This is a genomic window from Stieleria sedimenti (genome assembly GCF_025060895.1).
GTDB classification, from domain to species: Bacteria; Planctomycetota; Planctomycetia; order Pirellulales; family Pirellulaceae; genus Stieleria; species Stieleria sedimenti.
Genome location: NZ_JANZKV010000158.1, coordinates 22325 through 47728, shown reverse-complemented (window position 1 = coordinate 47728; position 25404 = coordinate 22325). Strand labels below are relative to the sequence as shown.

Here is a 25404-nt window from a genome sequence, read left to right as displayed (position 1 = left end):
CCGCCGCTCCCGTCAGTCCTCAATCGGTCCGCGACTTGCGTGAATCAAGCCGATGTCCCCCCCTCCATAGTTAAATGGGCGGTCGGGGTAGATCCGTCATTCAGCGAAGCGTTCCCTCCGTGGTTGGCCCGCAGCCGACGCCCTTCCTTGAGACTCTGAATCTGCCCGCGTGCCGTCCGCAGCAGTAGGCATCTCCGATGACTCGGAACAAACACTCGCTGGGTGACCAGCGCGGGGTTGTGGAAAAGCTTCGTGATCGTCGTCGCATCAAGGCGGCTCGACAGCGACGCAAGCAGCTTTCCGAAGGCTTGATGCGGTCTCCGTTTGAGAAACTGGAAGACCGGCATTTACTCGCCACCGTCAGCTGGGATGGTGGCGGTGACAACGAGCGTTGGCACGATCCCTTGAACTGGGACGGCGACGTCGTGCCGACCGCGGCCGACCAAGCGGTGATCGCCGATGCGTCCAGCGAGTTGCTGGTGCGGATCGACGGCAACGTGGTGGTCGATTCGATCGACACGACCGAACACTTGGAAGTCAACGGTGCGGAACTGCGGACGCGGTCGCTGATCGCAAACGAGGTCACGTTCCAGGACGGCACGCTCAATCCGACCGACGGTCAAGTTCTGACGGCGACGATCGCCGCGGACATGACCGTCGACGGATCGGCCAGCCAGTTCGTGATCCTGGGGAATGTCTCCGTCGGCGGCAATTTGGAACTCAAGCGTGGTTTGACGCTGGTCGCCACGGGTGACGATGCAGCGTTGACGGTTGATGGCGGCGTGCAACTCCATCGCGTCAACGTGACGGCCAATTCCGGTGGTGTGATTTCCTTTCCGGGCGTCACGCGATTTCCGATTTCGTCGGAGTACAACGAGGATCGTTACTACACCGCCACCGACAGCGGAAGCCGGATCGAGTTTCCCAACCTCGTCGACGTCACGGGCGGCACTTCGCGGTATTCCGACACGTATGTTCGCGCCCGGTCCGGCGGTGTGATCGCGATGCCGATGCTCGAATCGATCGTCGATGTCAGTCGCGGCGACACGTACAGTCGCGTTCTCGAATTCAGCGCCACCGGCGCTAGCAGCCAGATCGATCTGTCGGCGTTGGTGAGTGTGCAAGACTACAACACCGATGGGCTGACCCGATTCGTCGAATCCGATGGCGGCGACCTGCGGCTCGGTTCACTGGATTCGGCGATCGGTGCCAGCATCACGCTGCAGTCCGCCGATGGAGCGCCGCTGGATTCGTTGCGGCACTTGGAACGCACGACGCTTGTGCTCTCCGGAGCCACTCACACGGCGCCGCTGCTGGAGCGTGCCGTCCGTTCGACGATCGATCTACGCGACGGCAGTTTCACCCCGGACGCACTGAGCGACATCGACGGGTCCAGCCTGCTCGTCTCCGGCGGCGCGACGATGACGCTACCCGGCGTGGATCGCTATTCATTCTGGTCGGACGCCAATTATCAACGGAAACGTTTTCGAGCCAGCGGTACCGGAAGCACGTTGTCGCTTCCGAACCTCGACGCCATCGAAAGCGGCTCACATTACGATGCCCAGTTCTACTTAGAGGCGTTCGACGGTGCGGCGCTCGATCTATCGTCGGTCACCGCGATCGCCGAACCGACCGGCGGTGATTCACGATTGCGAAGAATCGTCATCGACGCCGATGGGGCAGGCAGCCAAATTGATTTGACGCAGCTGGGCTCGTTTGCGGACTACAGCCTGGACGCAAATGCCTCCAACAACTCGTTGATCGAAGCGACCGCAGGCGCCGATATCGTCGCTCCGAATTTGCAGTTCATTCGTGGTGCCCGCTTGAATTTTGACACGTCCGGTTCGATCACCTCCGATCAGTTCCGCGGGATCTTTCAGAGCATTGTCACGATCCGCGATGTCGACCGAGTATTTCCGAATTTGACCCGTGCCGACGGCGTCACATTCGACATCGGCTCGGCGTCAGTGGATCTGTCCAGCCTGATCGGGATCCAAGGCGGCGACTTGATTCTTCGCGAGGGAGCGACGCTCGACGTCAGTGCATTGAAGTACATCGATCAGGCCGATTTCAATGTTTCCGGCGGCGCCGTTTTGTCGATGCCTTCGGTCACCGCCGTGCGAGACAGCGATACCTCAAATTATCACTCCCGCACTTGGACCGTCTCCGGCGCTGACAGCCGAATCGAATTGCCAAACGTCACCACGATCACCGGATCGCCGGGTTATGAAACGCGACACTACTTTACCGCGAATGACGGCGGGGTTTTGGATCTGCCGTCGCTGGTCTCGGTTCAAGACATTCCCGGGGACAACCGCAGGGGGGCATTTGAATTCAAGTCGACCCAAGCTAACTCGTTGATCAACCTTGCCTCGCTGCGACAGGTCGTCGATCTCAATACCGATCAACGTTCGGTCTTTCAAGCCGCCACGGGGGGCAGTCTTCAGATCGGGAATCTGACCGATGCACATGGCGTGCACTTCATCAATGACAGCACGGGGACGATGCCGCTTTCGCAATTCGAAGTGTTGTCCCACTCGCGGTTGTCGCTCAGCGGCAGCAGTGTGACGCTGAACCAACTGACAATCGCCGACGGGACGGAATTTGCACTGACCGGAGTCGACCTGAGCGTGCCGCTGCTGACCAGCGTTCGTGAAGGTGCGATTTCAGCGACCGCGGGAGCGACGTTCACGGCGCCGCTGTTGACCAATCTCGACGGTACCGACCTGAGTGTCAGCGGCGGAGTCACCGTTTCGCTGCCCGGTGTGACCCAGTATCAACATGCGTCAACGGGCAATTACGTCGATCGAACCTGGCACGTCGATGGAGTCGACAGCCGACTCGAACTGCCGAACCTGAAGAGCGTTTTAGGCGGCAGTCACTACGACGCCGACATGACCATCCGGGCCACCGGCGGAGGCGTACTCGATCTGTCTTCGGTCACGCAACTGGTCGACCCCAGGGGCGGCGACACCCGCCTGCGGTCTTTTCAAGTGACGGCTGAAGGCGAGAACAGCCATATCGATTTCAGTTCATTGACCTCGATCATTGATCGAAACACCGACCAGAGGTCGAGAATCGATGCGACCGCCGGCGGCATGCTGACGGTTCCTCTCCTGACGGACCTGCATGGTGTCACCACGACGCTGGACGCAGCCGGTGATCTGGCCGCGGCGAACCTTGTTCGACTGGAGCACAGCGCGGTGACGATTCATTCGATGCCGAGTGATTTCACGTCGCTGCAGTCGATCAGCCGGACCGAATTGTCACTCCACAATACGAACGCTTCTTTGCCCGGCATCACGCGGTTCGTGTTCAATACGTTAACAACCGACGCCGGCGCGACGATCCAGATGCCGGCGGTGACTGAGATTGATGGGACGGCGTTCCGTGTTTTCGGTGGCACAGTGGTCGCTTTGCCGAGCATCGGCTCTTATGATCTGGCCCTGTCCTCGAACTATGAACAGACGACGTGGGAAATCAGCGGATCGGGAAGCAAGCTCGATCTGTCTGGGGTGAAATGGATTCGTGGCGGCAGCGCCTACCAGAACCGACTCAATGTCACCGTCAGCAACGGCGGATCGCTCGATCTGAGCGGCGTCGAACAAATCGTCGATCGTCCCGACGGCGACACGCGAACACGACGGTTTGGGTTCACCGCGACGGGCAGCGGTTCGGAGATCGCATTCGATTCGCTGGTGAACTTGATCGACGTCAACGGGGACGTGCGTTCGTTTCTCACCGAAACGTCCGACGGCAGAATCTTTGCGCCTTCCATCGTGACGTTGGTCAACGCCGATGTGAACGGCGATGTCGCAAACAGTCCGATTGCGACCGCCGAGCAACCGATCATTGCGGCGGCACCGGTCATTGAAAACAACGACATCGTCGTGCAGGCCGAACTTCCGATGGCACCGGCCGAGTCTTTGTCGGCACAGGCCGCACCGGTGTCCTGGATCGGTGGCGACGGCGATTGGACGACGGCGGCGAACTGGAGTACCGGTCAAGTCCCCGACGCCGATGACGATGTCATTTTGGATAACGCGGCGGTGACGGTCACGATCACCGCCGGCGGCCAAGCGGTCCGCAGCATCAATGGTGCGGGGAATCTGCAACTCACCGGCGGGTCGCTGACGATCCATGACGCTTCGCTGCTTTCGGGATCGCTGGTCGTCAACAATGGTGCGACCTTGGCCGCTTCGGGGCCGGATGCGATTCTTACCGCCGACGGAACGGTGAACCTGGACGGCGCCAGTTTGACAGTCGTCGGAGGCGCTGCGTTGCATTTTCCGACCCTGACTCAATACTCCCATGGATCGACGGCGAACTACCAAACGCGGCGTTGGTTCGTCGAAGACGCCGGCAGCCGGATCGTCTTTGATGCGTTGCAGACGATTACCGGGGGAACTCACTACCAGGCACGTCTGGGCATCGACGTGTTCGGTGGTGGGCAAATCGAAATGCCGGCCTTGGTGGCGATCGAGGACCCGAATTCCGGAGACGCGCGGCTGCGAAGAATCAATTTGGTCGCCAACGGTCACGGCAGTTTGATCGACGCACCGCTGTTGACCTCGATCAACGATCGCTCATCGGAATTCGACGGGGAGTACTCCTCGATCGAGGCGCGAAATCGTGGAACGATCAATACCCCGTCGCTGCAAACGCTTGCCGGCGTGCGGGTCGTCCGTGAAGCTCAGAGTCGGGTCACGTTACAAAACGTCACGTCGCTCGACCGGGTCGATGTCGAGCCCTGGACATCGACGTTGGATTTGAGTGCGGTGGCGACCGCCACGTCGGTCCGTCTGACCGCGACGGGTTCAACGGTCGATTTTTCATCGCTGACGTCGTTCACCCGCGGGTCGATCACGCTGCACCATCTCGCCGCGATTTCGGCGCCATTGTTGACCAACATCGATGGAACCTCTTTGTTTGCCGGCGACGGTTCGTCGATCAGTCTGCCGTTGGTCACCACGTACGATCACGCCTCGACCGCAAACTACCAAGACCGAACATGGACGACCGACGGTCCACAGAGTTTGATTTCGCTGACCGGTTTGACGGCTATCGCCGGGGGCGGGCACTATGACACGGATCTGACGATTTCCGCGACGGCCGGAAGCACGATCGATCTGTCCGCGGTCACCCAGATCAACGATGGGGCCGGCGATACCCGGGTTCGCCGCGTGCGAATCGTCGCTTCGGGGGTCGGCAGCGAAATCCGTTTGAACGCCCTGGCAAGTTTCTCCGATGCCAACTCGGACGAACGTTCACAATTGGTCGTCTACGATTGGGGAACGATTCATGCGCCGGCGCTCGCGTCACTCAGTGGTGTGGAAATTTCACTCGACGGCCGTGGCGAGATGCAAACGGCGAACATCCAATCGGTAAATCATGCGTCCTTGAATTTGAGTTTCGGCGATTACGATTTCAGCGGGCTCACCACCGCGGCCAATACGACGATCACGCTCAATCAGGCGACGGCCGACCTGAGTGCTCTCACGGAACTCAATCGCGGTGCGATCAATCTGCGGGGCGGATTGGCGATCGATTGGAGCCATTTCACCAAGATCGACGGCGTTTCACTGTCCGTCATTGACGGCGGTTCGCTCGATCTTTCCGGTGTCACCGAATACGATTTCATTTCCACCGGCAACTATGAAGACCGATCGTGGACGACCCGTGGTGCCGGTTCATCGATCGATTTGAGCGGACTGACAAAAATCACCGGGGGAACCTTCTACGACAATGACTTGACGATCGAATCGCACGCGGGCGGCCGGATTGATCTACGCGGTGTTACCGAGATCGTCGACGGACTCTCCGGCGACACACGGCACAGAGCCATCCACGTCGTGGCTCGGGATCGGGGTAGTTTGATCGACCTGCGTTCGCTGTCGCAATTCCAAGACAGCAACGGATCGTCCAGCGGAGACGGTCAGCGATCACAATTGGTTTTCGGTCGCGGCGGCGAGATTCGTCTGGATTCTCTGCAGACGTTGATCGGGGTTCGAATCGAACCCGATGAGCGTCGCGATTGGACATTCGGTGGAGTCACCACCCTGTCCGGTTCAGAAGTCGTGGCAAAGGGGAACACGGTCCGTTTCCCCAATCTGCTGACGGCCAGTTACACGTCATTCGTCGCCAACGATGCGACCATCGACGCACCCAACATCACCGAGTTTACGCAGGGAACGATCAACCTGTCTGCCGATGGGAGCGCCAACCTCGCCTCGTTGACCAATCTTGACGGATCCGGCGTGACGGTGTCTTCGGGAATCGAAGTTGAGTTCCCATTGGTCACCGCCTACTCGCACGATTCGACGGGCTACTATCAAGCTCGACAGTTCATCGCATCGGGCGATGGCAGCCGAATCTCGTTGCCGAATCTGACCGAGATCACCGGCGGGACGCATTACGAAGCGACGCTTCGATTCGAAGCCCAAGAAGGCGGGTCGATTGAACTGCCAAAATTGGCAACGGTCACGGACCCGTCATCGGGTGACACCCGTCGTCGGGCGGTTCACTTCATCGCCGACGGCCGCGCCAGTCGAATTGATGTCTCGATGCTCACGACGTTCACCGATGTCGGCCAACCGCCGGTGCCGTATTCGGGTGACAAAGTCTATTCCACCCTGACCGCCACACGTGGCGGAGAAGTCGACGCCGGGGCCTTGTCGACGATTCGTGGCGTTCGCGTCTATGTAGATGAGCTCGGGACGTTTCCCGCACCTGCACTCGAATCGGCACGGGACAGCGTGATTGAACCGATTGGTGCCGGAATGATCGAATTGAACGCGCTGACCGACGCGCCCGGAACCGCTCTGCGTATCCACGGCTACCAAGTCGTCGCGCCCTTATTGACCACGCTCCAACGCGGCGAGGTCACTCTCACCGGCGGAGGTCACGTCGCTTTGCCGCAGTTGAGCAACATCGACGGCGCGAACTTGGTCGTGATTGATGGAGCGACCCTCGCGTTACCCGCGGTCACGTCGATCACCCATGTAACCACCGGTTCGAGCCAAACGCAAGTTTTGCGTGCCGAAGGCTATGGAAGCGTCATCGATCTACAGAACGTGACCCAAATCACGGGTGGAAACCATTACGACGCACTTCTGTTGTTGGAATCGCTTTCCGGCGGGACGATCGATCTTTCCGGTACCCAAACGATCACGGAAACCAGCCAAGGGGACCAACGACGACGACGCGTCGAATTGCTCAGTGAGGGGATCGGTAGTTCGATCGATCTCTCTGCACTCCAGTCATTCACCGATCCCTCGGCCGGCAGCCTGTCCGGTGATGCGCGGTACTCGAGGATCCATTCACGCTACGGCGGCAGCGTTGATTTAGGGAGCTCTAATTCCGCATCGCTGACCAACCTGAGCGGTGTCTACGTGACGACCAGCAGCAACAGTGTGGTGGGCGGGCAATTCACGCTTGAGCCCGGATCCGTGTTGACGGGCAACGGTGTTGTCGCGGGCGACTTGATCGTGGACGGGTTGCTCGCTCCGGCGGGAAAGTTGACGATCGACGGCAATCTCGTGCTCGACACGCTCGGCGATCTGGAGTTTGACATCACCGGGCTGTCACCGATTTTCCAGCACGACGTGCTGGAGGTCACCGGGTTCGTCGATTTGTTCGGCACCATCCGCACGGTCCAAGGAGGCGGTTACCAACCGGCCGAAGGCGACAGCTATCTGGTGATGACGTTTGACGGAAAGTTCGGCACGCCGACCTACGAAGGACTCGATTTCGGCAGCCAATTGCTCGCGCCCGAGTTGTCACCGACCAGTTTGGAATTCATCACGGGGTTCTCCAGCGGTGCAGCGATCACCAGCATCACGCCGTCCGACAGCGCCGTGTATCCCGACGGCCCCTTCCTGATCATCGAATTCGACGAACCGATCGACCCGGATTCGTTCTTCGTCGACGATGTCAGCCTGATCGGTCCGGGCGCCGTGCCGATCAATATCGACTTTATCGAACCGTTCGCCGAAACCGACAACCTGTTCCTCTTGCGACCAGACTTCTCCCAATACGTCGACGGCCAATACAGCATCACCATCGGTCCCGACGTGTTGGACTTCGTCGGCAACGTGATGAATCAGGACGAAGACCAGGTCAACGGCGAACCGATCGAGGATCAATTCACCGGAACCTTCGATTGGGCACTGCCCGACCTGGAACTGGTCGGCGGCAACCTGACCACGCCGGAGACCAGTTATTCATTCGGCGGCGACATCCCGCTCAGCTTCGAGGTCATCAATTCCGGTGCTTCGGTTGCGGGAGGCAGATCGTGGCGAGATCGCGTTTACTTGTCCACGGACTTGACGCTGGACGGCAATGATGTGCTGCTGGAAAGCGTGTCTCGCGATGATCCGCTGGCCGTCGGCGAGAGCTATCCGTTGGACCTGACGTTGACGTTGCCGCTCGACGACAATCTGACGGCCGGGACGTACTACCTGCTCGCATCGATCGACTCGTTCGATTGGATCAGCGAATCGGACGAAAACAATGTTTATGCTTCAGCCGCCCTCGATCTGAGCTTTCCACCGCTCGTCGATCTGCTACCGACCTCCATCAGCGGACCAACGGTCGGACAACCGCGACAATCCAAGGTGTTTAGCTGGGAAGTCACCAATCAGGGCGACGAGCCGACCGCGACGCACTGGTACGACCGGGTTTATCTCGAATCGGTCGTCAATCCCGCGGCTCGCTACCTGGTCGGAACGGTCTTGCAGTCCGGTCCGCTGAGCCCGGGCCAAAGTTACGTGTCCATGATGACGACCCAATTGCCGGATCTGGCCGACGGCGACTATCGAATTCAGATCGTCAGCGACTACAGCAACCGCGTCTTCGAAGGACCGTACGAAACCAACAATTCGCTTTACGGCGGCGTCACCACGATGACGCACCCCGATGTTGAAATCCGCAACTTCGACGCGCCGGCGACGGGCAATTCGGGACAACAAGTCGATGTGACCTGGGACTTTTTGAATTCGGGAACCGCCACCGCCGAAACCTGGCAACAACGGGTCTACCTTTCGGACAATCAAACGCTTTCCGGCGACGATCGTCTGGTCGATGAGTTCATCATTTCCTCGCCGCTGGATGCCGGGCAAACACGATCGGAATCGCGGACGATTCGATTGCCGGTCGATCTGCAGGGCAGCAAGTTTCTGTTGCTCGTCACCGACACCGCCGGCCAACTCGGTGAACTTTCGGCGGGGGAAAACAACAACGTCGCCGCGAAACTGATCGAGCTGACGCTATCGCCCTATGCGGATTTGGCCGTCAGTGGCGTCACGGCGCCGGCGCTGACGATCGGTGACCCGGCGGACATCACGGTCGGTTGGACCGTCACCAACCGCGGTGTCGGTCGCGGCTTCGTCGACCAGTGGACCGACGCGATCGTGCTGAGTGAAAATGCGACCGTCGGCGACGCCGACGATCTGGTGGTCGCCACGTTTGACCACACCGGCGGACTCGATCAAAACGCTTCCTACACGCGCAGCGAAACGTTCCGACTGCCGATCGCCAGCAACGGACGGTTTACCCTGTTCGTCCGCAGCGACTACGGCGACCAGGTGTTCGAAAACGACTTGGAGGCGAACAACGATGTCGCCCGGCTCGGCGAAATCGACATCATGCCGGCACCCTATGCCGACTTGGTTGTTGATTCAATCGATGTGCCGCTGCCGGTCAACGCCGGCGAGATCGCCAGTTTGACGTGGACGGTACGCAACGCGGGGATCGGCGTCACCAGCCGTGGCGACTGGTACGATCGCGTGTACCTCTCGACGACGCCCGACGCGACAGGATTGATCGACGGAACCGAAACCGATTTCCAACACTTCGGCCAAATCGCTCCCGACGCGACGTACGCCCGCACCGGCAACCTGCGGATCCCCGACGGTCTTTCCGGTGACCATTATCTGGTCGTGCATGCGGCCCGCCGTAACGCCCCCTTCGAATTCCTCTACGACGACAACAACTTCACCGCCAGTGCGGCGTTTCCGATCACATTGCTGCCGCCGCCGGATTTGATCGTCGCTTCGGTCACCGCACCGACCGAAGCGCAAGAGGGGACACTGGTCGACATCCAATGGACGGTGGAAAACATCGGACTCAACGAGGCGTCCGGCGGCTGGGTGGACCGCGTTTACCTGCAACAGGCCGGCAACCCCGACGCCGACGTGATCCAGCTCGGCCAGTTCCCCTTCATCGATCCGCTGCCCGCCGGTCAAACCTACCACCGCAGCGAACGGGTTCGGATTCCCACGCAGACGACGGGGACTTTTAATCTGTTCGTCAAGACGAATTTCAACGACGCGCTTTACGAAGGTGCCGGCGGCGACAACAACACGACGTCCCGCGAGATCGTCGTCAACGTGCTTCCGCGGCCGGACCTGCAAGTCGAATCGATTACGATCCCGGACCGCTTGCAAGCCGGCGCCACGCTGTCACCCGAATTCGTCGTTGTCAACCAAGGCGGCGTGGGCACGGGCAGCACCCAGTGGGTCGATCGCGTGTACCTGTCGTTGGATACGACGGTCGATCACGCGGACATCTTGATCGGCGAACTGCCCAATAGCGCCGCGCTGCTGGCCGGCGAGCGTTACAGCACCGAAGCGGGAAGCGTCGTCGTGCCGATTCGCTATCGCGGAGACGTCTACGTGATCGCCGTGACTGACGCACAAGACCGCGTCGAGGAGTGGCCCAACAACAATAACAATTTGACCTACAAGTCGATTTACATCGAGCCCGAACCGCTGGCGGATCTGGTCGTCAGCGATGTCGTCGCGCCCAGCCAAGTCGTCGCCGGAAGCACGATCCCGATCCGCTACACCGTCACGAACCTCGGCAGCGGAGCGACCCACGGCGACACCTGGTCGGAAAGTGTTTGGCTGACACGTGACAAAAATCGTCCCCACCCCGGTCAAGGCGACTTCTTTCTAACGACGCTGACGCACCAGGGCGCGTTGGACCGGTTTGCCGGATATGAAACGGAAGCCACCGTCCGTATTCCGAGAGAATTGGAGTCGGGAACCTGGTACATCACGCCTTGGGTTGACCCGTTCGATGTGATCCCCGAAGACACGTTGGCGTCGAACACCAACCCCGATGACCCGAACAACTTTGACAACAACAACTACAAAGCTCGCGCGATCGACGTGTTGGGATCGCAACCCGATCTGGTCGTCTCGGAAGTGATCGCTCCGCCGACGGGTTCGGGCGGCGACACGATCACCGTGACCTGGACCGTCGACAACTTGGGGCTGGCCGACGCAGAACCCGGCGGATGGATCGATCGCATTTACTTGAGCGATCTGCCCGATCCCAAGAGTGTTCACGCGACGACGCTGTTGCTCGGCGAAAAGAAACGCGACCTGCCGTTGGCGAAAGGAGCGTCTTACACCGATTCGATGGACATCGCGCTGTCCCCCTCGGCGACCGGTCAGTACATCGTGGTGATCACCGACGACGACGTGCCGCCGGAACCCTCGATCGACCTGTCCGGGTTCTTCCCGCAGATCCCACCGCCGGAAAAGTACCATCCGGTTGACGAAGTCGACGAAACCAACAACGCGACCGCAGTCGATTCGGACATCCGCAGCTACCCGGCGAACCTGAAGGTCGTGGAGTTCGACATTCCCGACAACGTGTTCTCCGGCGAACAGGTCACGTTCACCTACACGGTCGAAAATATCGGCACCCATCCGGTCTGGGGCGGCACGCGCTACTGGAAAGATTTTATTTGGCTGTCGGCGGATGACGAGTTTGTTCGCCGTCGGGCGTCCTTCCTGGGCACGACGATTTACGCTCCCACATCGATCATCAACCCGGGCGACCGCTACACGATCGCGTTTACCACCACGTTGCCCGAAGGCACCGGAGACGATTATTCGCTGTGGGTGCATTTGGACGCCCACAATGACAGGTCGCCGTTGTACTTTCCCTACCAGGCGCGGTTGCTGGAAACGGATTGGTATCCCGCCAATGAAGGAGACAACGCCACCTGGCTCGGTCACTTTGATCGTTGGGCCTTTGAAGACCCCAGCGACAACCTGGCCCGCGCCGATTTTCCCATCATCTACAAAGAAGCCGATCTGACGATCACGGATTTCCAGGTCCCCGCGGGGGCGACGTCCGGCGAGACCATTCAGATTTCGTACACGGTCGAAAATGTTGGCAATCGAGAAACACGCGTCGGGTCGTGGTTCGATCGGCTGTTCCTTTCGCACGACGCCTCGCTGGATAATTTTGATCACGAAATCGGTTCGCGATTTCGTACCGGAACGTTGAAGCCCGGTGAAACGTACACCGGCACGATCCAGGCCCGTCTTCCCGATGGGATCGAAGGTGATTTCAGTTTGCTGTTGTTCACCGACTCGGCCGCCCGGCAAGATCGCGCGCGGCGACCGAGCAATATCGGGTTTGAATTGATCGGGATCGAGTTCGAAACACCCGGCACACTCGCCCCCTGGGATCTGGCTTCCGAAGCATCGCGTGAATCGGCGCGGGCCAATGTCAAAGAATACCAATTGGAGGGCAACAACATCGCCATCCGCGATCTGCCGATCACGTTGGCGCCGCTGCCGGACTTGCAGGTCACGGCGATCACCGCGCCGCTTCGTGCCGACCGGGGGCAAGAGATCCATGTCGATTTCACCGTCAGCAATCTCGGCGGAGACACCGTCGCCGGCCAAGAGAACTGGTTCGATCTGATCTACCTGTCACGTGATGAGTTCTTGGATCTCAGCACGGACGTCTACCTCGGATCCCTGGAACGAAAGGTCGGGTTGGACGCCGGTGCTTCGTACACGACGTCGCGAACGGTTTCGCTGCCGGCGGATTTGCTGGGGCCGTATTACGTTTTCGTGATCACCGACCCGGATCGCAACAACGTCAGCGGAAACGTCTTCGAGGGGCCCAACGAACGCAATAACTCGCGTACGACGGCGGTTCCCATGATCATTGAGTTGCCGCCGCCGACCGATTTGCAAGTCACCGACGTCACCGTTCCCGTGAATGTCGAAGCCGGTTCGCCGGCAACGATCTCGTGGACCGTCACCAACACCAGCAACGAAACCGCCAGTGGACGCTGGTCCGACAGTCTGTTCTTTTCCAGCGACGCGACATGGGACTTGCGGGATGCCCCGGCGGGACGATTGGAATTCCGCGGCACGCTCGCACCCGGAGAAAGTTACACCCAAACGTTTCAAACGATCACGCCTTCGTTGACCCCCGGCGCGTACCGGGCCATCGTCCGCGCCGATATCTTGAATCAGGTCTACGAGGACGTCGCGGACGGCAACAACATCACCGCATCGCCATCGACGATGCAATTGACCGCGCCGTTCTTGACGCTGGACGTCCCCCTGCCGACGACCCTGGGAACCGGACAGCAACGATTGTATGCGGTCGAGGTCCCCTTCGACCGCACGTTGCGCGTGACCGTTTTTGCCGACGACGATTCGACCCACGAAATCTTCTTGCGGCACAACGATGCGCCGACCGTCCGAACCTTTGACGCCAGCAGCGGCGGCACGCTGTCGGAGACACCCGCGGCAATCATTCCGGCCACCGAAGCGGGGACTTACTATGTGCTCGTGCGGGGGTTTGCCACCGAGAGTGATCAGTCGCCGATTCGGATTCTGGCCGAGTTGTTGCCGCTGGCGATCACCAACATCAAAACGGATCTCGGCGGGGATTCCAAGTACGTCACCACGACCATCTCCGGGGCACGCTTTCACGAAGATGCGGTCGTCAAATTGGTCCGACCGGGATTCGCCGAAATCGTTCCCGTCAATCGGAATTACGTGTCGGCGTCCGAGATCATCGTCACGTTTGATTTCGAAGATGCCCCGCACGGTTTGTATGACGTGCAAGTCATCAATCCGGGCGGTGACGTCGCGGTCGTGCCGTATCGGTTCCAAGTCGAACGGACGATCGAACCCGAAGTCACGATCGGGATCGGCGGGCCGCGTTACCTATTCGCCGGCGATCCGGGCACCTACAGCGTCGCGCTGCAGAACCTGGGCAACATCGACGCGCCCTACGTGTTCTACAACGTCGGCATTCCGGAAATGGGCATCAATGATTTCGTTTACGGATTGCCCTACAACCATTTCACGTCCAATCTGCGTGGCGGTCCCGAAGAGGGCACGCTGGCCGATCTGCCCTGGGCGGAACTCGAGTCGGCGGTCAACACCGACGGAACCGTCACCGCCGGCGGCTACCTGTTCGACCATCCGGCCGACGGGTTCGCGGGATTCACGTTCCAAGTCCAAACCTATCCCGGCTTGCGTGAGTTGCACGATCACGCTTGGGGATCCTTCAAAGCCAAGATCTACGCGGCGCTTCCCCAATACGCCGAAATCGATCTGCTTGCCGACGGTCCCTCGGCACTGGACCAGATTTCACCCGGGCTGTCGTTCATTTGGGAAGTCTTTGGTGCGGTCCCCGACTTCCTGACGATCCCCAAGATCCCCTTCCAATTCCATGTCGTCGCCTCGGCGACGTCGATGTCGCGTGATGAGTTCGTCGACCATGCGTTGGCCGAAGCGGATCAGTTGCGTCAAGGCATCTTGGACGACGCGGATGCCGACGCGGCGCTGGTGAACCTGGCCGGCAACGAAGCGGCGTGGCAATCGATGTACCTGAGCTATCTGGCCGAAAGCGGACGGCTGCGCGCCGAAGATGCCGTGCCGCCGACGCGACGCGACCAGGAACTGGCCAGTTTGATGGCGACGCTGGCCGGCGGTGTGTTGCGCGGACCCGGCGGAGATCAAATCATTCTCTCCGGCGAATTCGGTGACTTCTTTGACACCGTCCGCCGCTGGTACGGTCACGATCCGACGCTCGAAGCCCCCAACGACACGACCGGTGCCAATTTCACCGGCGACTCACTGTCGTTCTTCGGAATCCTCAGCGGTGCCAACCCCGTTCCCGAGCTGCCGACGTTCGACGATTACGATCTGGGGCTGGATCTGAACACGCATTTTCAAACCATGCGTGTCTATGTCCCATGGGTTCCGTTCGACAAACGCGGTGCGGGCATCCCGGCCGACTACCAGATCCGCGGCATCACGCCGAACGACGAAGATGTTTTCTTTCCGCTGAACTTGCAGGAATACTACGACCAACAAGGCACCAACGTCGGGGCGGTTTCGCAAACCGGTCCGTTCACGCTGGAAACGGGAGGTTTTGTTCCCGCAGGCGAACCGCTTCCGTTCACGATCAATTTCCAAAACGATCCGAACACGACTCGCGACGCCAACGAAGTCCGTGTGGTCGTACCGCTCGATGAGAATATGGATGCCAGAACGTTCCAGCTGGGTGACATCAAGGTCGGCGACATCACGATCCGAGTTCCGGGCGGACGGGCCCTTTATCAAGGCGACTTTGAATTCGCCGAAACGCTCGGTTTTAACGTTCGCGTCAGCGGAGGGATCGATGTCAAATCCAACGCCGCGACCTGGTTGATTCAGGCCATCGATCCGCTGACCGGTGAAGTTCGCACCAATACCGATGGGGGATTGCTGCCGCCGAACAACGCGCAGGGCCGAGGGGCGGGTTTCGTTTCCTACAGCATCGAGCTTTCCGATGACGCCGAAACGGGACAATCGTTGACCGCCAAAGCCCGCGTCTTGTTGGACAACGCTCCACCGGAGGATGCCGACGATCTGACGTACGCCATCGATGCACAAGCGCCCGCAAGCAATGTGACCGTCACGCCGCTGAACGATCAAAACGATTTCGTCGTCGCCTGGAATGTCGCCGACGATGCGGGTGGAAGTGGATTCAAACACGTCACGTTGTACGTCGCCGAAGACGGCGGCGACTACAAAATCTGGCAACGCCAAGTCGGCCAAGCGGTCGGCGAAGAAGTTTTCATCGGTCGCGTCGGGCACACGTATGAGTTTTTGGCGTTGGCGACGGACCTGGCCGGAAACCGCGAAACCCCGCCGGCGGGCGCCACAGCGGATGATGACGGCAGCACCCATTCCCTCGGGGCCTTGCCGACGGTCGACGCCACGACGCGCCCGAATTTCGGACAGCCGACGCCGCCGACCACCGAGCCGTCGACCAATCCGTTGTTCGCCGCAGCCGAAAACCTGGTCCCCTCGACCGGATCGACCACCAACCCGGCGATTTTTGACACGGTCTTGCAACCGTTTACCGCCAAACGATTCGCCGACGGTTTCGACATCACCGCCACCGGCGTCGCAACCAGCGGCATCGGACCGATGGCGATCACCGAAACGCCCGACGGAGACATTTTGATCAGCGGCGGCACGGCCAGAAACCAGTTGTACCTGTTTGATGCCAACGGTGGGACGGCCGAAGGCACATGGGCGGAACTGGATCATCCGATCTTTAACCTCGCGTTTGATGACGACGGCCGACTGTGGGCGACCACGGGCGGCGGTCCGCTGTTGCAACTCGATCCGATCGACGGCAGCATCCTGGCTGAACACGGCGAAGGTTTGACGATGGGTCTGGCCATCGATCCGGCCAGCGGCGACGTGATCGTCGGTTCCCGCTATGGTGTCGAACGATTCGATCCCGACACCGGCACCTTCAAACGACTCAGTCGTGACTTGGACTTGCGGGTCGGCAGTCTCGCGTTCGCCGCTGACGGAACACTTTATGGCGTGCAGTGGCCGGAGCGAGACGCGGTGGTGCGGTTCAATTCTCTCGGACGCGCCGAAACGGTACTCTCCTTTGAAACCCCGATCGATTCGATCGCCTTCGGACAATCCGAAACGTCACTGGAAGGGTTGATGTTCGTTTCCCACAACACGGGGAACACCGGTTTCGGCCAATCGGTCGCCACGGGCGAAAACAGCGAGTTGACGATGGTCGACGTGGCGACGCTGCGTCGGGTCGCAGTCGCGACCGGCGGCACCCGTGGCGACGTCGTCGCGACGACCAGCGACGGACGCGTTCTGATCAGTCAGTCCGAACAAGTCGATGTGATCAGCCCGATCGCGATCCCCGAAGTCGTCGCGACCAATCCGGCCGAACAAACCGTCGTCGCACTGCCGCTGGGACTGGTCAGTGTGACGTTCAGCGAAGAGATGTTCACGGGGCTGGGCACGGAGATCGAGTCGGTTCTCAATCCGGGTAACTACGCCATCCGCGGCGATGCGGCCCTGCCCGAGGACCAACAACCGGTCATCACCGAGGTCCGCTACCACGAGGCTTCACAAACGGCCTATCTGTTCGTGCAAGGATTCTCTGCCGGGCAGCACACGCTGTACATCGGCAAAGGAATCGAAAGTGTGGGCGGGTTCACGCTGCCGGCGGGTTACGAAGTCCACTTCACCACGGTCAGCGAGTTTTCCGCGAACGTCGACATCACCCTGACCGGAACCCGCTTCGATCGTCAGACCCAGGCGTTGACGTACGAGGTCGAAATCCGCAACACCGGTGACTATGACTTGTTGTTGCCGATGGGTCTGGTTCTCGATCCGGCCGGCGGAGACGTTTCCGCCGGCGGCGCAGTTCCCGGTCAACCGGCGATCCCGGGTCCCGATGGTCGCTGGCTGTTTGACTTGACCGCCAACGTCCCCGACGGCGTTCGCCTGCGTCCCGGGGAATCGACGACGGCCAAGACGATTCGGTTGCTCTCACCGAAGAATGTCGCTGCCGATTTCGTTCCCGGATTCCTGGCCACCGCGTCGCCGAATTTGCGGCCCGATTTCGAAACCGATCCGGTGACATTCGCGACCGTCGACCAAGCCTATTCCTACGACGCCGATGCGGTCGACCCGGACGGCGTCGCGGTCGCCTACCTGCTGCAACGCGGTCCCGACGGCATGACAGTGGATCCGGAGACGGGACTCGTCGCCTGGACACCGACGGTCGGTGTCGCCGAGCAGAACGATGTCGTGTTGTATGCATTCGATTCACGCGGCGGATTCACATCCCAAACATGGACGGTTCGTGTCACCGGTGGGAACCGGGCACCGGAATTCGTCCAGCCGCCGGCTGACGCTCGGATGATCGAGAACGAGACCCTGCAAGTCATCGTGGAGATCGACGATCGCGAAAACGATTCGGTCGAGATCTGGGCCGACAACCTGCCGCCGGGTGCATTCTTCGATCCGACGTCCAAGACGCTTTGGTGGACACCGGGCGAAAACGCCGCAGGCATCTACAGAGACGTCACGTTGGTCGCGACCGATGGGGTCAACGTCACGCGGCATGCGTTTGACTTGTTGGTCGGCCAGGCCGATCGCCCGCCGGTCCTGGACCCGATTCCAGAATTCACCTTGCGTCAGGGCGACCAATGGACCTATCGCATCGGTGCATCGGATCCCGACGGGGACCGGTTGCTGTTTACCAGTGCCGACCTGCCGAGCGGCGCCACGTTGGACGCGCGCGACGGAACACTCCGATGGACCGTCGGATTCGATGTTCCACCGGCGCTTTCGATTCCCGTGACCGTGACGGCGGGTGGTCGATCGGTCGACGGCCAAATCGACGTGACGGTGATCAATGCCAACGGCGCGCCCAGTTTCGACTCGATGCAAGGTTGGTCGGTCGAAGAAGGCCAGACGCTGGTCATTACGTCGTTCGCCTTCGATCCTGATCACCCCGATTTTGAACTACCGGTTCGTTTGGGAGACGGCACACTCGACCCGCCGGGGCTCGTTTCGCCGATCGCCTACCGCGTCACCGGACTGCCCGACGGAGCGACGTTTGACAGCGAGACGGCGACACTCAGCTGGACGCCGCGCTACGACCAGTCCGGGGACTACAGCGTCTTGTTCGAAGCGACCGATGACGGCGACGGCGTCAGTGATCCGATCACGATTTCATCACGCGTTCCGATCTCCGTCCGTGACATCAATCAACGACCGATCGTCGATCCGATCAGCAATCTGACGCTCAGCCGAGGTGGCATGGTCGACATCCCGGTCTCGGTGGTCGATCCCGATGGTGACAACATCACGCTCGAAGCCGCCAACGGATTGCCGGGATTGCCGCTGCCCGAATTCGTTTCCTTTACCGACAACGGCAACGGGACCGGATCGTTCCACTTCGCACCGGGAACGGGCGACCGGGGCAACTACACGCTTTCGTTGATCGCCAGCGACGACGGAAACGGACACGGACGCGGTCGAATCGAAACCGTGCAATATGACTTCGTCGTCACCGTGGAATCGGTGAACGACCCGCCGGTTCTGGCACCGGTTTCCTCGTTGGTGGTTTTGCCGGGCGAATTGTTGCGTCTGCCGTTGCAGTCGAGCGATCTGGATCAGGAACCGCTCACGTATGCGATGACCGGGCTGCCGGTTGACGCTCGTCTGGTCGATGGGGCCCGTTACGGTGAATCGCTATTGAATTGGGACCCGACGGCCGCCGATTTGGGAATCTACGACGTCACCGTCACGGTGACCGATGAAGGCAACGGGGATCTCACGCGGTCGCTCACCTCATCGCAGTCCTTCGTGATCACGGTTCGCGATACCAACACCGCGCCCACCCTAACCGTTCCCGCCGGAGCGAACGTCGACGAAGGCGCGACGCTGTCGGTCGACTTCTCCGCGACGGATCCGGACAACGATGCCATCCGATTCTATGCCAACGACATGCCCGCCGGCGCGACGCTGGATCCCGCAATGGGGCGATTGGAATGGTCGCCGACGTTCAACGACGCCGGTTCGTATTCGATCCAGGTCGTCGCCACCGACGGATCAGGTTCGGACACGAAACCGTTTGCGATCACCGTCGGCGCTGTCAATCGCGCCCCGCGACTGGCTTTCCCCGCCGCCCAATACGCCCGGGAAGGAGTCTTTGCACAGTTCCAAGTCACTGGCGCGGACTTTGACGGCGGATCACTTCAGTTAACCGCGAGCGATGTTCCCGATGGTGCACTCTTTGATGCCAGCACCGGTGTGTTTCGATGGCAACCGCGGTACGACCAAGCGGGAACGTACCACGTCACCTTTACGTTGACCGATTCCGAATCCGCATCGGATTCGATCACCGTTCCGATCGTGGTCGAAAACGTCAATCGCGCGCCGGTCATTGAAAGTCGCCATCATCAGGTCGTGGTGGGCAACTTGCTCGATTTCACGATCGCCGGAACCGATCCCGATCTCGATGACACGTTGACCTTCTCGGCATACGGATTGCCCACCGGCGCGCAACTCGATCCGGCCACCGGACGAATCACTTGGGTGCCGAACCCCGGACAACTCGGACGCACGGTCATCGACGCCCGTGCCAGTGACGGTCTGGCCGAAACCAAGCATACGATCGTGATCGATTCGGTCGCGACGCCGCAGTTGCCCGATGTCCGCATCGTCACCACACCCAGCTTCCCCGCATTGCCCGGACAAACCGTGCGTGTGGACGTGATCGCTGATGGTTTCGCGCCAATCGATTCGCTGGCGCTGACGCTCGACGGTGTGCCGGTCGCGTTGGATGCCAACGGACGAGGCGAGATCGTCGCCGGAGTCCCCGGGAAACAAACGCTCGTTGCGACAGCCGCGGATGTGGACGGCTTTGTCGGTTCGACCACCGAAACCCTTCGTGTACGAGATTCCGCCGACAAGACGCCTCCTCAACTGGCGCTCTCTTTCGGTGGCGTGACGACGGCGATCGAACCGATCGATCTGATCGCGTCGGTCGTCGATGTCAATCTGGACGGCTGGGTGCTGGAAATCGCATCACGCGGTTCGAATGATTTCCGCCCACTGGTCGAGGGTGAATCGACCGGTGACGGATTCGTGTTGACGACGATTGATCCGGCCACGATTGCCAACGGCATCTACACGCTGCGGCTGTCGGCACGCGACATCAGCGGCCGGGGCAGCGAAACGAGAATCGATTTGGCCATCAATTCGGCGGTCAAAACCGACGCCTTTGTCCGCACGGACGTCGACGCGACGATCGTGGTGGGCGGGAAAACGTTTGAGTTCACCCGTCAGTACGATTCGCTGGCGCAAAACGTGACCGGACGACTCGGCGACGGTTGGCGTTTCACGTTCGGCGAGACTCGATTGCAGCTCGGCACCACGCCGCAGCAACGCGCCGCTGGCGTCGATCCGATCGCCCTCGAATCGATCGGCATTTACTCCGCGCTGTCCGCCGGCGACCGCGTCTATCTGGATTTGCCCGACGGGACCCGCGGGGGATTCACGTTCGAACCGGTTGCCGTCCAGCCGTTCGGCCAGAACGACTCGCTCGTGTTCTACCGGCCGAACTGGGAGGCCGATGATGGAGTCGACTTTGCACTTGAATCACTCGATCGATTACTCGTCGCCGGTGGCAATCGTTACTATGACCAGGAAACCGGCCAGCCCTATCATCCGGCGAACGACGTGTTGGGCGGCCAGGCCTATCGGTTGACTGACCCGAGTGGAAAAGTCGACGTGCTGGACGGACGCGGTCGCTTGGCGCGGCAGGTTTGGCCCGACGGTGACGTCTGGCACTTCAGCGACAGCGGGATCAGCTTTTCCGACGGGACGTTCATTCCGATCGTCACCGACGACGCCGGGCGTGTGGAATCGATCCGACTGCCGGCCGCGCTTTCCAGTCTCGGCGACTTGCACTACGTCTATGACGAGGCCGGTCGGCTGATCGAAGTCGCCGCGGTGGCGGTGCCGCCGACCGGAGATCCGCCCGCCTCCTTGCATCGCTACGGTTACGAGTCGCAAAGCGGCGGCGCGTTGACGGTGGCGACCGGCATCGGTGGCGAAAACACGTCCTACCCCAGCGGGCTTCCCCTGACCGGTGATCTCGGCCGGGCGATCGATTTCAGCGGCGCCGAAATCATCAACGAACTCGAAGCCGGGCAGACACATCAGTATGCCTTTACGATCGATCAAGACCAGTTGCGTTCGACCGGCGAACAAGTCGTCTGGGTGCGGGTGATCGTGGAAAGGTATCGAAGTCCATTTGTTGCGGGAACACCCAGCATCGCCGGGCTTTCACCGATCGCACGGAGCGTCGACGAAGACCGCACCGTCGCGTTGTTCGCGATCGATCGCGCCGATCAGTATGTGCTGGACGTCCGCGGAGCGTCAGAAGACGATGACGGACGCTACCAGCTGTTCTTGGATGTCGTCGGTGACATCAACCGGGATGGTGCCGTCGATGGACTCGACAGCGAATTGATCTTCGAATCCTTTGGCACCTTTATTGGCGATCTGGAATACAACCCCTACGCGGATTTTGATTCCGATGGCGCGATCACCGTCGCGGATTCGCAGTTGTTGGCCGCCAACTTCGGATTCACGTCCGATTTCGCCGCCTTGTCGTTGACCGATCGATTCGTGACCGATCCGCTGTTTCCGATCTACCAGCCGGATCCGGTCTCGGGGACGCCGCCCACGATAGAAACCCCGGTCGATCCGTCGACGGGAACCGACACGCGAATCACGCCGGCGCCGGAACCCGTCGCCGAGGTTGATCCGCCGACGCTGATTCCGATTTCGCTGGCACCGACCGACGGCGCGGCGTTCGCCATCCGCAACGGACTGTTCGATGCCGCGGGGGACCAATGGAGCGTCCGCGGAGACGTCTCGTTTGACGACGGGATCGCAACCCTTCACGAGACGCTTGGTGAGCGGACGTCTGTGCGGCAAGCCTTCTTTGTTCCGGGTGATGCATCGATCCTGCGTTTCACCGTGGCGGGTTTGAACCTTTCCGCCACCGATGCGCGAACTCCAGATGCCTTCGAAGCCGCCCTGTTGGACGCGACATCCCTGGCGCCGTTGGCCGGTCAACTGGCCATCGGCAATAGTGACGCACTACTCAACATCGCTTCGGACGGAACGTACACGGCAGCCGCGTCGGTAACGGTGGGCGATGCCGATTCCGCTGATCCGTCCGCCGATCTCGGTGGAATGATTTCGGGAGATCGCTTGCTGGTCCAAATCGATTTGACCGCAATCCCGGCGGGGACCCTGGCCGTGCTTTCGTTCGATCTGTTGGGATTCGCCGAAACTCAAAGCGAGGTCAAGATCGACAACGTGTTCCTGGTCACCGGCCAGTTGCGCGCCCCCGTGGCGAACACCGACTTGGTGACGACCGACGAAGACACGCCGGTGGTCTTTGACGTCTTGGCCAACGACGTCGACAACGAGTCGTTGCTGGATCCGTCGACACTCACCATCACGTCCGGCCCCTCGCACGGACAGCTCTTTGTCACGCCCGGCAGCGGCCATGTGACCTACGCGCCCGATTTGGACTACTCCGGAAACGATTCGTTCACTTACACGGTCAAGGATCTCGACGGCTTTGTTTCCGGCGAGGCGTTTGTCAGTCTGACGGTCGCGCCGATCACCGATGACCCGCTGTTGACGACCGAGAAGACGTCGGGACCACAGGACACCGAGTTGCCGTTGTCGATCGCTGCGGCCGCGATGGATGTCGATGGCAGCGAAGAAGTGATGATCACGATTCAGGCGCTGCCTCAAGGTGCGACCCTCAGCGGTGGAACACGTGTCGCCGACGGTCATTATCGCTTGCGACCGGACGAACTCGACGCGTTGAGTTTGATTCCTGCCGCCGGATGGTCGGGGCAAGCCAAATTAGAAGTCCAGGTCACCGCGACCGATCAAACAGCCGATTCGGTCGTCAAAACCGAATCGCTGGATTTGGATGTCGAGTCCGTGATTGTTGAACCGATGTCCGTTGTCGAGTTTATCGTCAACCGTGGGGAAGTCCAGCGCTCGCTGATTCACACCCTGACAGTCACATTCAATCAAGACGCCTGGATCATCGACCCCGCCGCGGACATTTTTATCATCGACATTGACGGTCATGAGATTCGTCTGGATCCGTCGCGCTACACCTACGACTCGGGGACCTACCAGCTGAACTTGGACGTCGACGGACTGATTCAGCAGGACAAGCAGTATTACCTCGCACTTCGAACGGCGGGGATCGCCAGCGCCGCAAACCGACTGCAGACGCTGGCAACCGGTCCCGAGTTCGGCGGGGATTATTTGCCGCTGCCGTTCCATCGGCTGCTCAGCGACGTCAACGGCAACAACGAAGTCGAGGTGGAAGATTGGCGTGACATCCGCAACAGTCTGAATTCCAATGCCGATTCGGATCGCTATGTCCGGCACCGCGATTTGACCGGTGAAGGAATCATTGACCGACATGATTTTGTCGCGTGGCGCAATCGGCTGACCCTGACGACCGATTTCGTCGCGCCGCAGATCATCGCCGCCGTCACGCTGCCGAACAACGCGCTGCCGCTGGTCGAATCCTACCAGAGCAACGCCGAGTTTTCGCTGGTCATCAACGATGTCAGTGATGTCAGCTCCCTCTTGATGTCGATCAACGGATCTGCGGACATCGAAATGGTCGCCGAACTTTCGGCCGACAAGTCGTTCCGGTTCCCATTGGCGGATCTTTTCGCCCGCGCCGGTCAGGCCTTTGGTGAAGGTGAGCATGTCATCACGCTCGTCGCGACCGACCGATTCGGGAACGTTTCGGATCCGCTGGATGTGGAATTGACGATCGACGACACGGCGCCGCCCGTTCCGACGACGCCGGTGCTGGTGCAGACCGACGGCAGCGAGGTGTCGGGCGTGACGGTCGGCGATCCCAATGTGGTGATTCGCAGCGAGGGGGAAACCGGCAGCATCGTTCGTCTATACCGTGGCGATCAAGAAATCGCGCTCGGTGTGGCCGCAAGCCCGGTCGATTTCCCGCTCAATTTGACAGGTCTCGGCGACGGAACCTTTACGTTTTCCGCCACCGCCGAAGATCCGACCGGCAATCGCAGTCCGGTCACCGGCACGCTGACCATCACCGTCGACACGACGGCGCCGCAGATCGATTCGCTGGATCTCGACCCGGCCAGCGATACCGGCGTGATCGGCGATCAAACCACGGATCTCGATTCGGTCACTCTGGTCGGCACGACCGAACCCGGAGCGGTGGTCCGTTTGACCGGGACGGGGATCGAGACGACCGCGGATGCCGGCGGCGCGTTCTCGCTTTCGGCGGTTCCGTTGCGGTTCGGTCCCAACGCGCTGACCGTTTCGTCGTCCGATTCACTCGGCAACACTCGCCAGCGGAGCATCAATTTGTTCCGGCCGCGATTGGAATCCGACGCGCCCGAAATCGCCGTCACGCTATCGGACGACACCGGACTGTATTTCAATGACGCCGTCACTTCGCAACCGACGCTGTCCGGTGCGATCAACGATGCGTCGGCCATCGCCGGTTTGTTCCTGTCGGTAAACGTGGTTTCGGCGGCGAATTCCACAACGACCTCCTACGGTCCGGCAGACGTGACCGCTTCGTTGACCGGAGCGACGTTTACGTTGACATCCACGGACATTGAAAACGCGATCGGCCAACCGCTCGACGATGGAGATGTCACGTTGACACTGCAGGCGGTCGACGTTTACGACAACACCT

Annotated in this window: 1 protein-coding gene (running past one end of the window); it reads left to right on the top strand. The window is 60.5% G+C overall.

All coding sequences use genetic code 11. The annotated features are described in order from the left end of the window. Positions 1-197: 197 nt before the first annotated feature. On the top strand, positions 198-25404 hold the 5' portion of the coding sequence (locus tag NZK35_RS20125; RefSeq protein ID WP_259634319.1) for a CARDB domain-containing protein. Its footprint extends 16736 nt past the window's final position; only the first 25207 of its 41943 coding nucleotides appear in the window; its start codon is at positions 198-200; its stop codon lies off the right edge, out of view.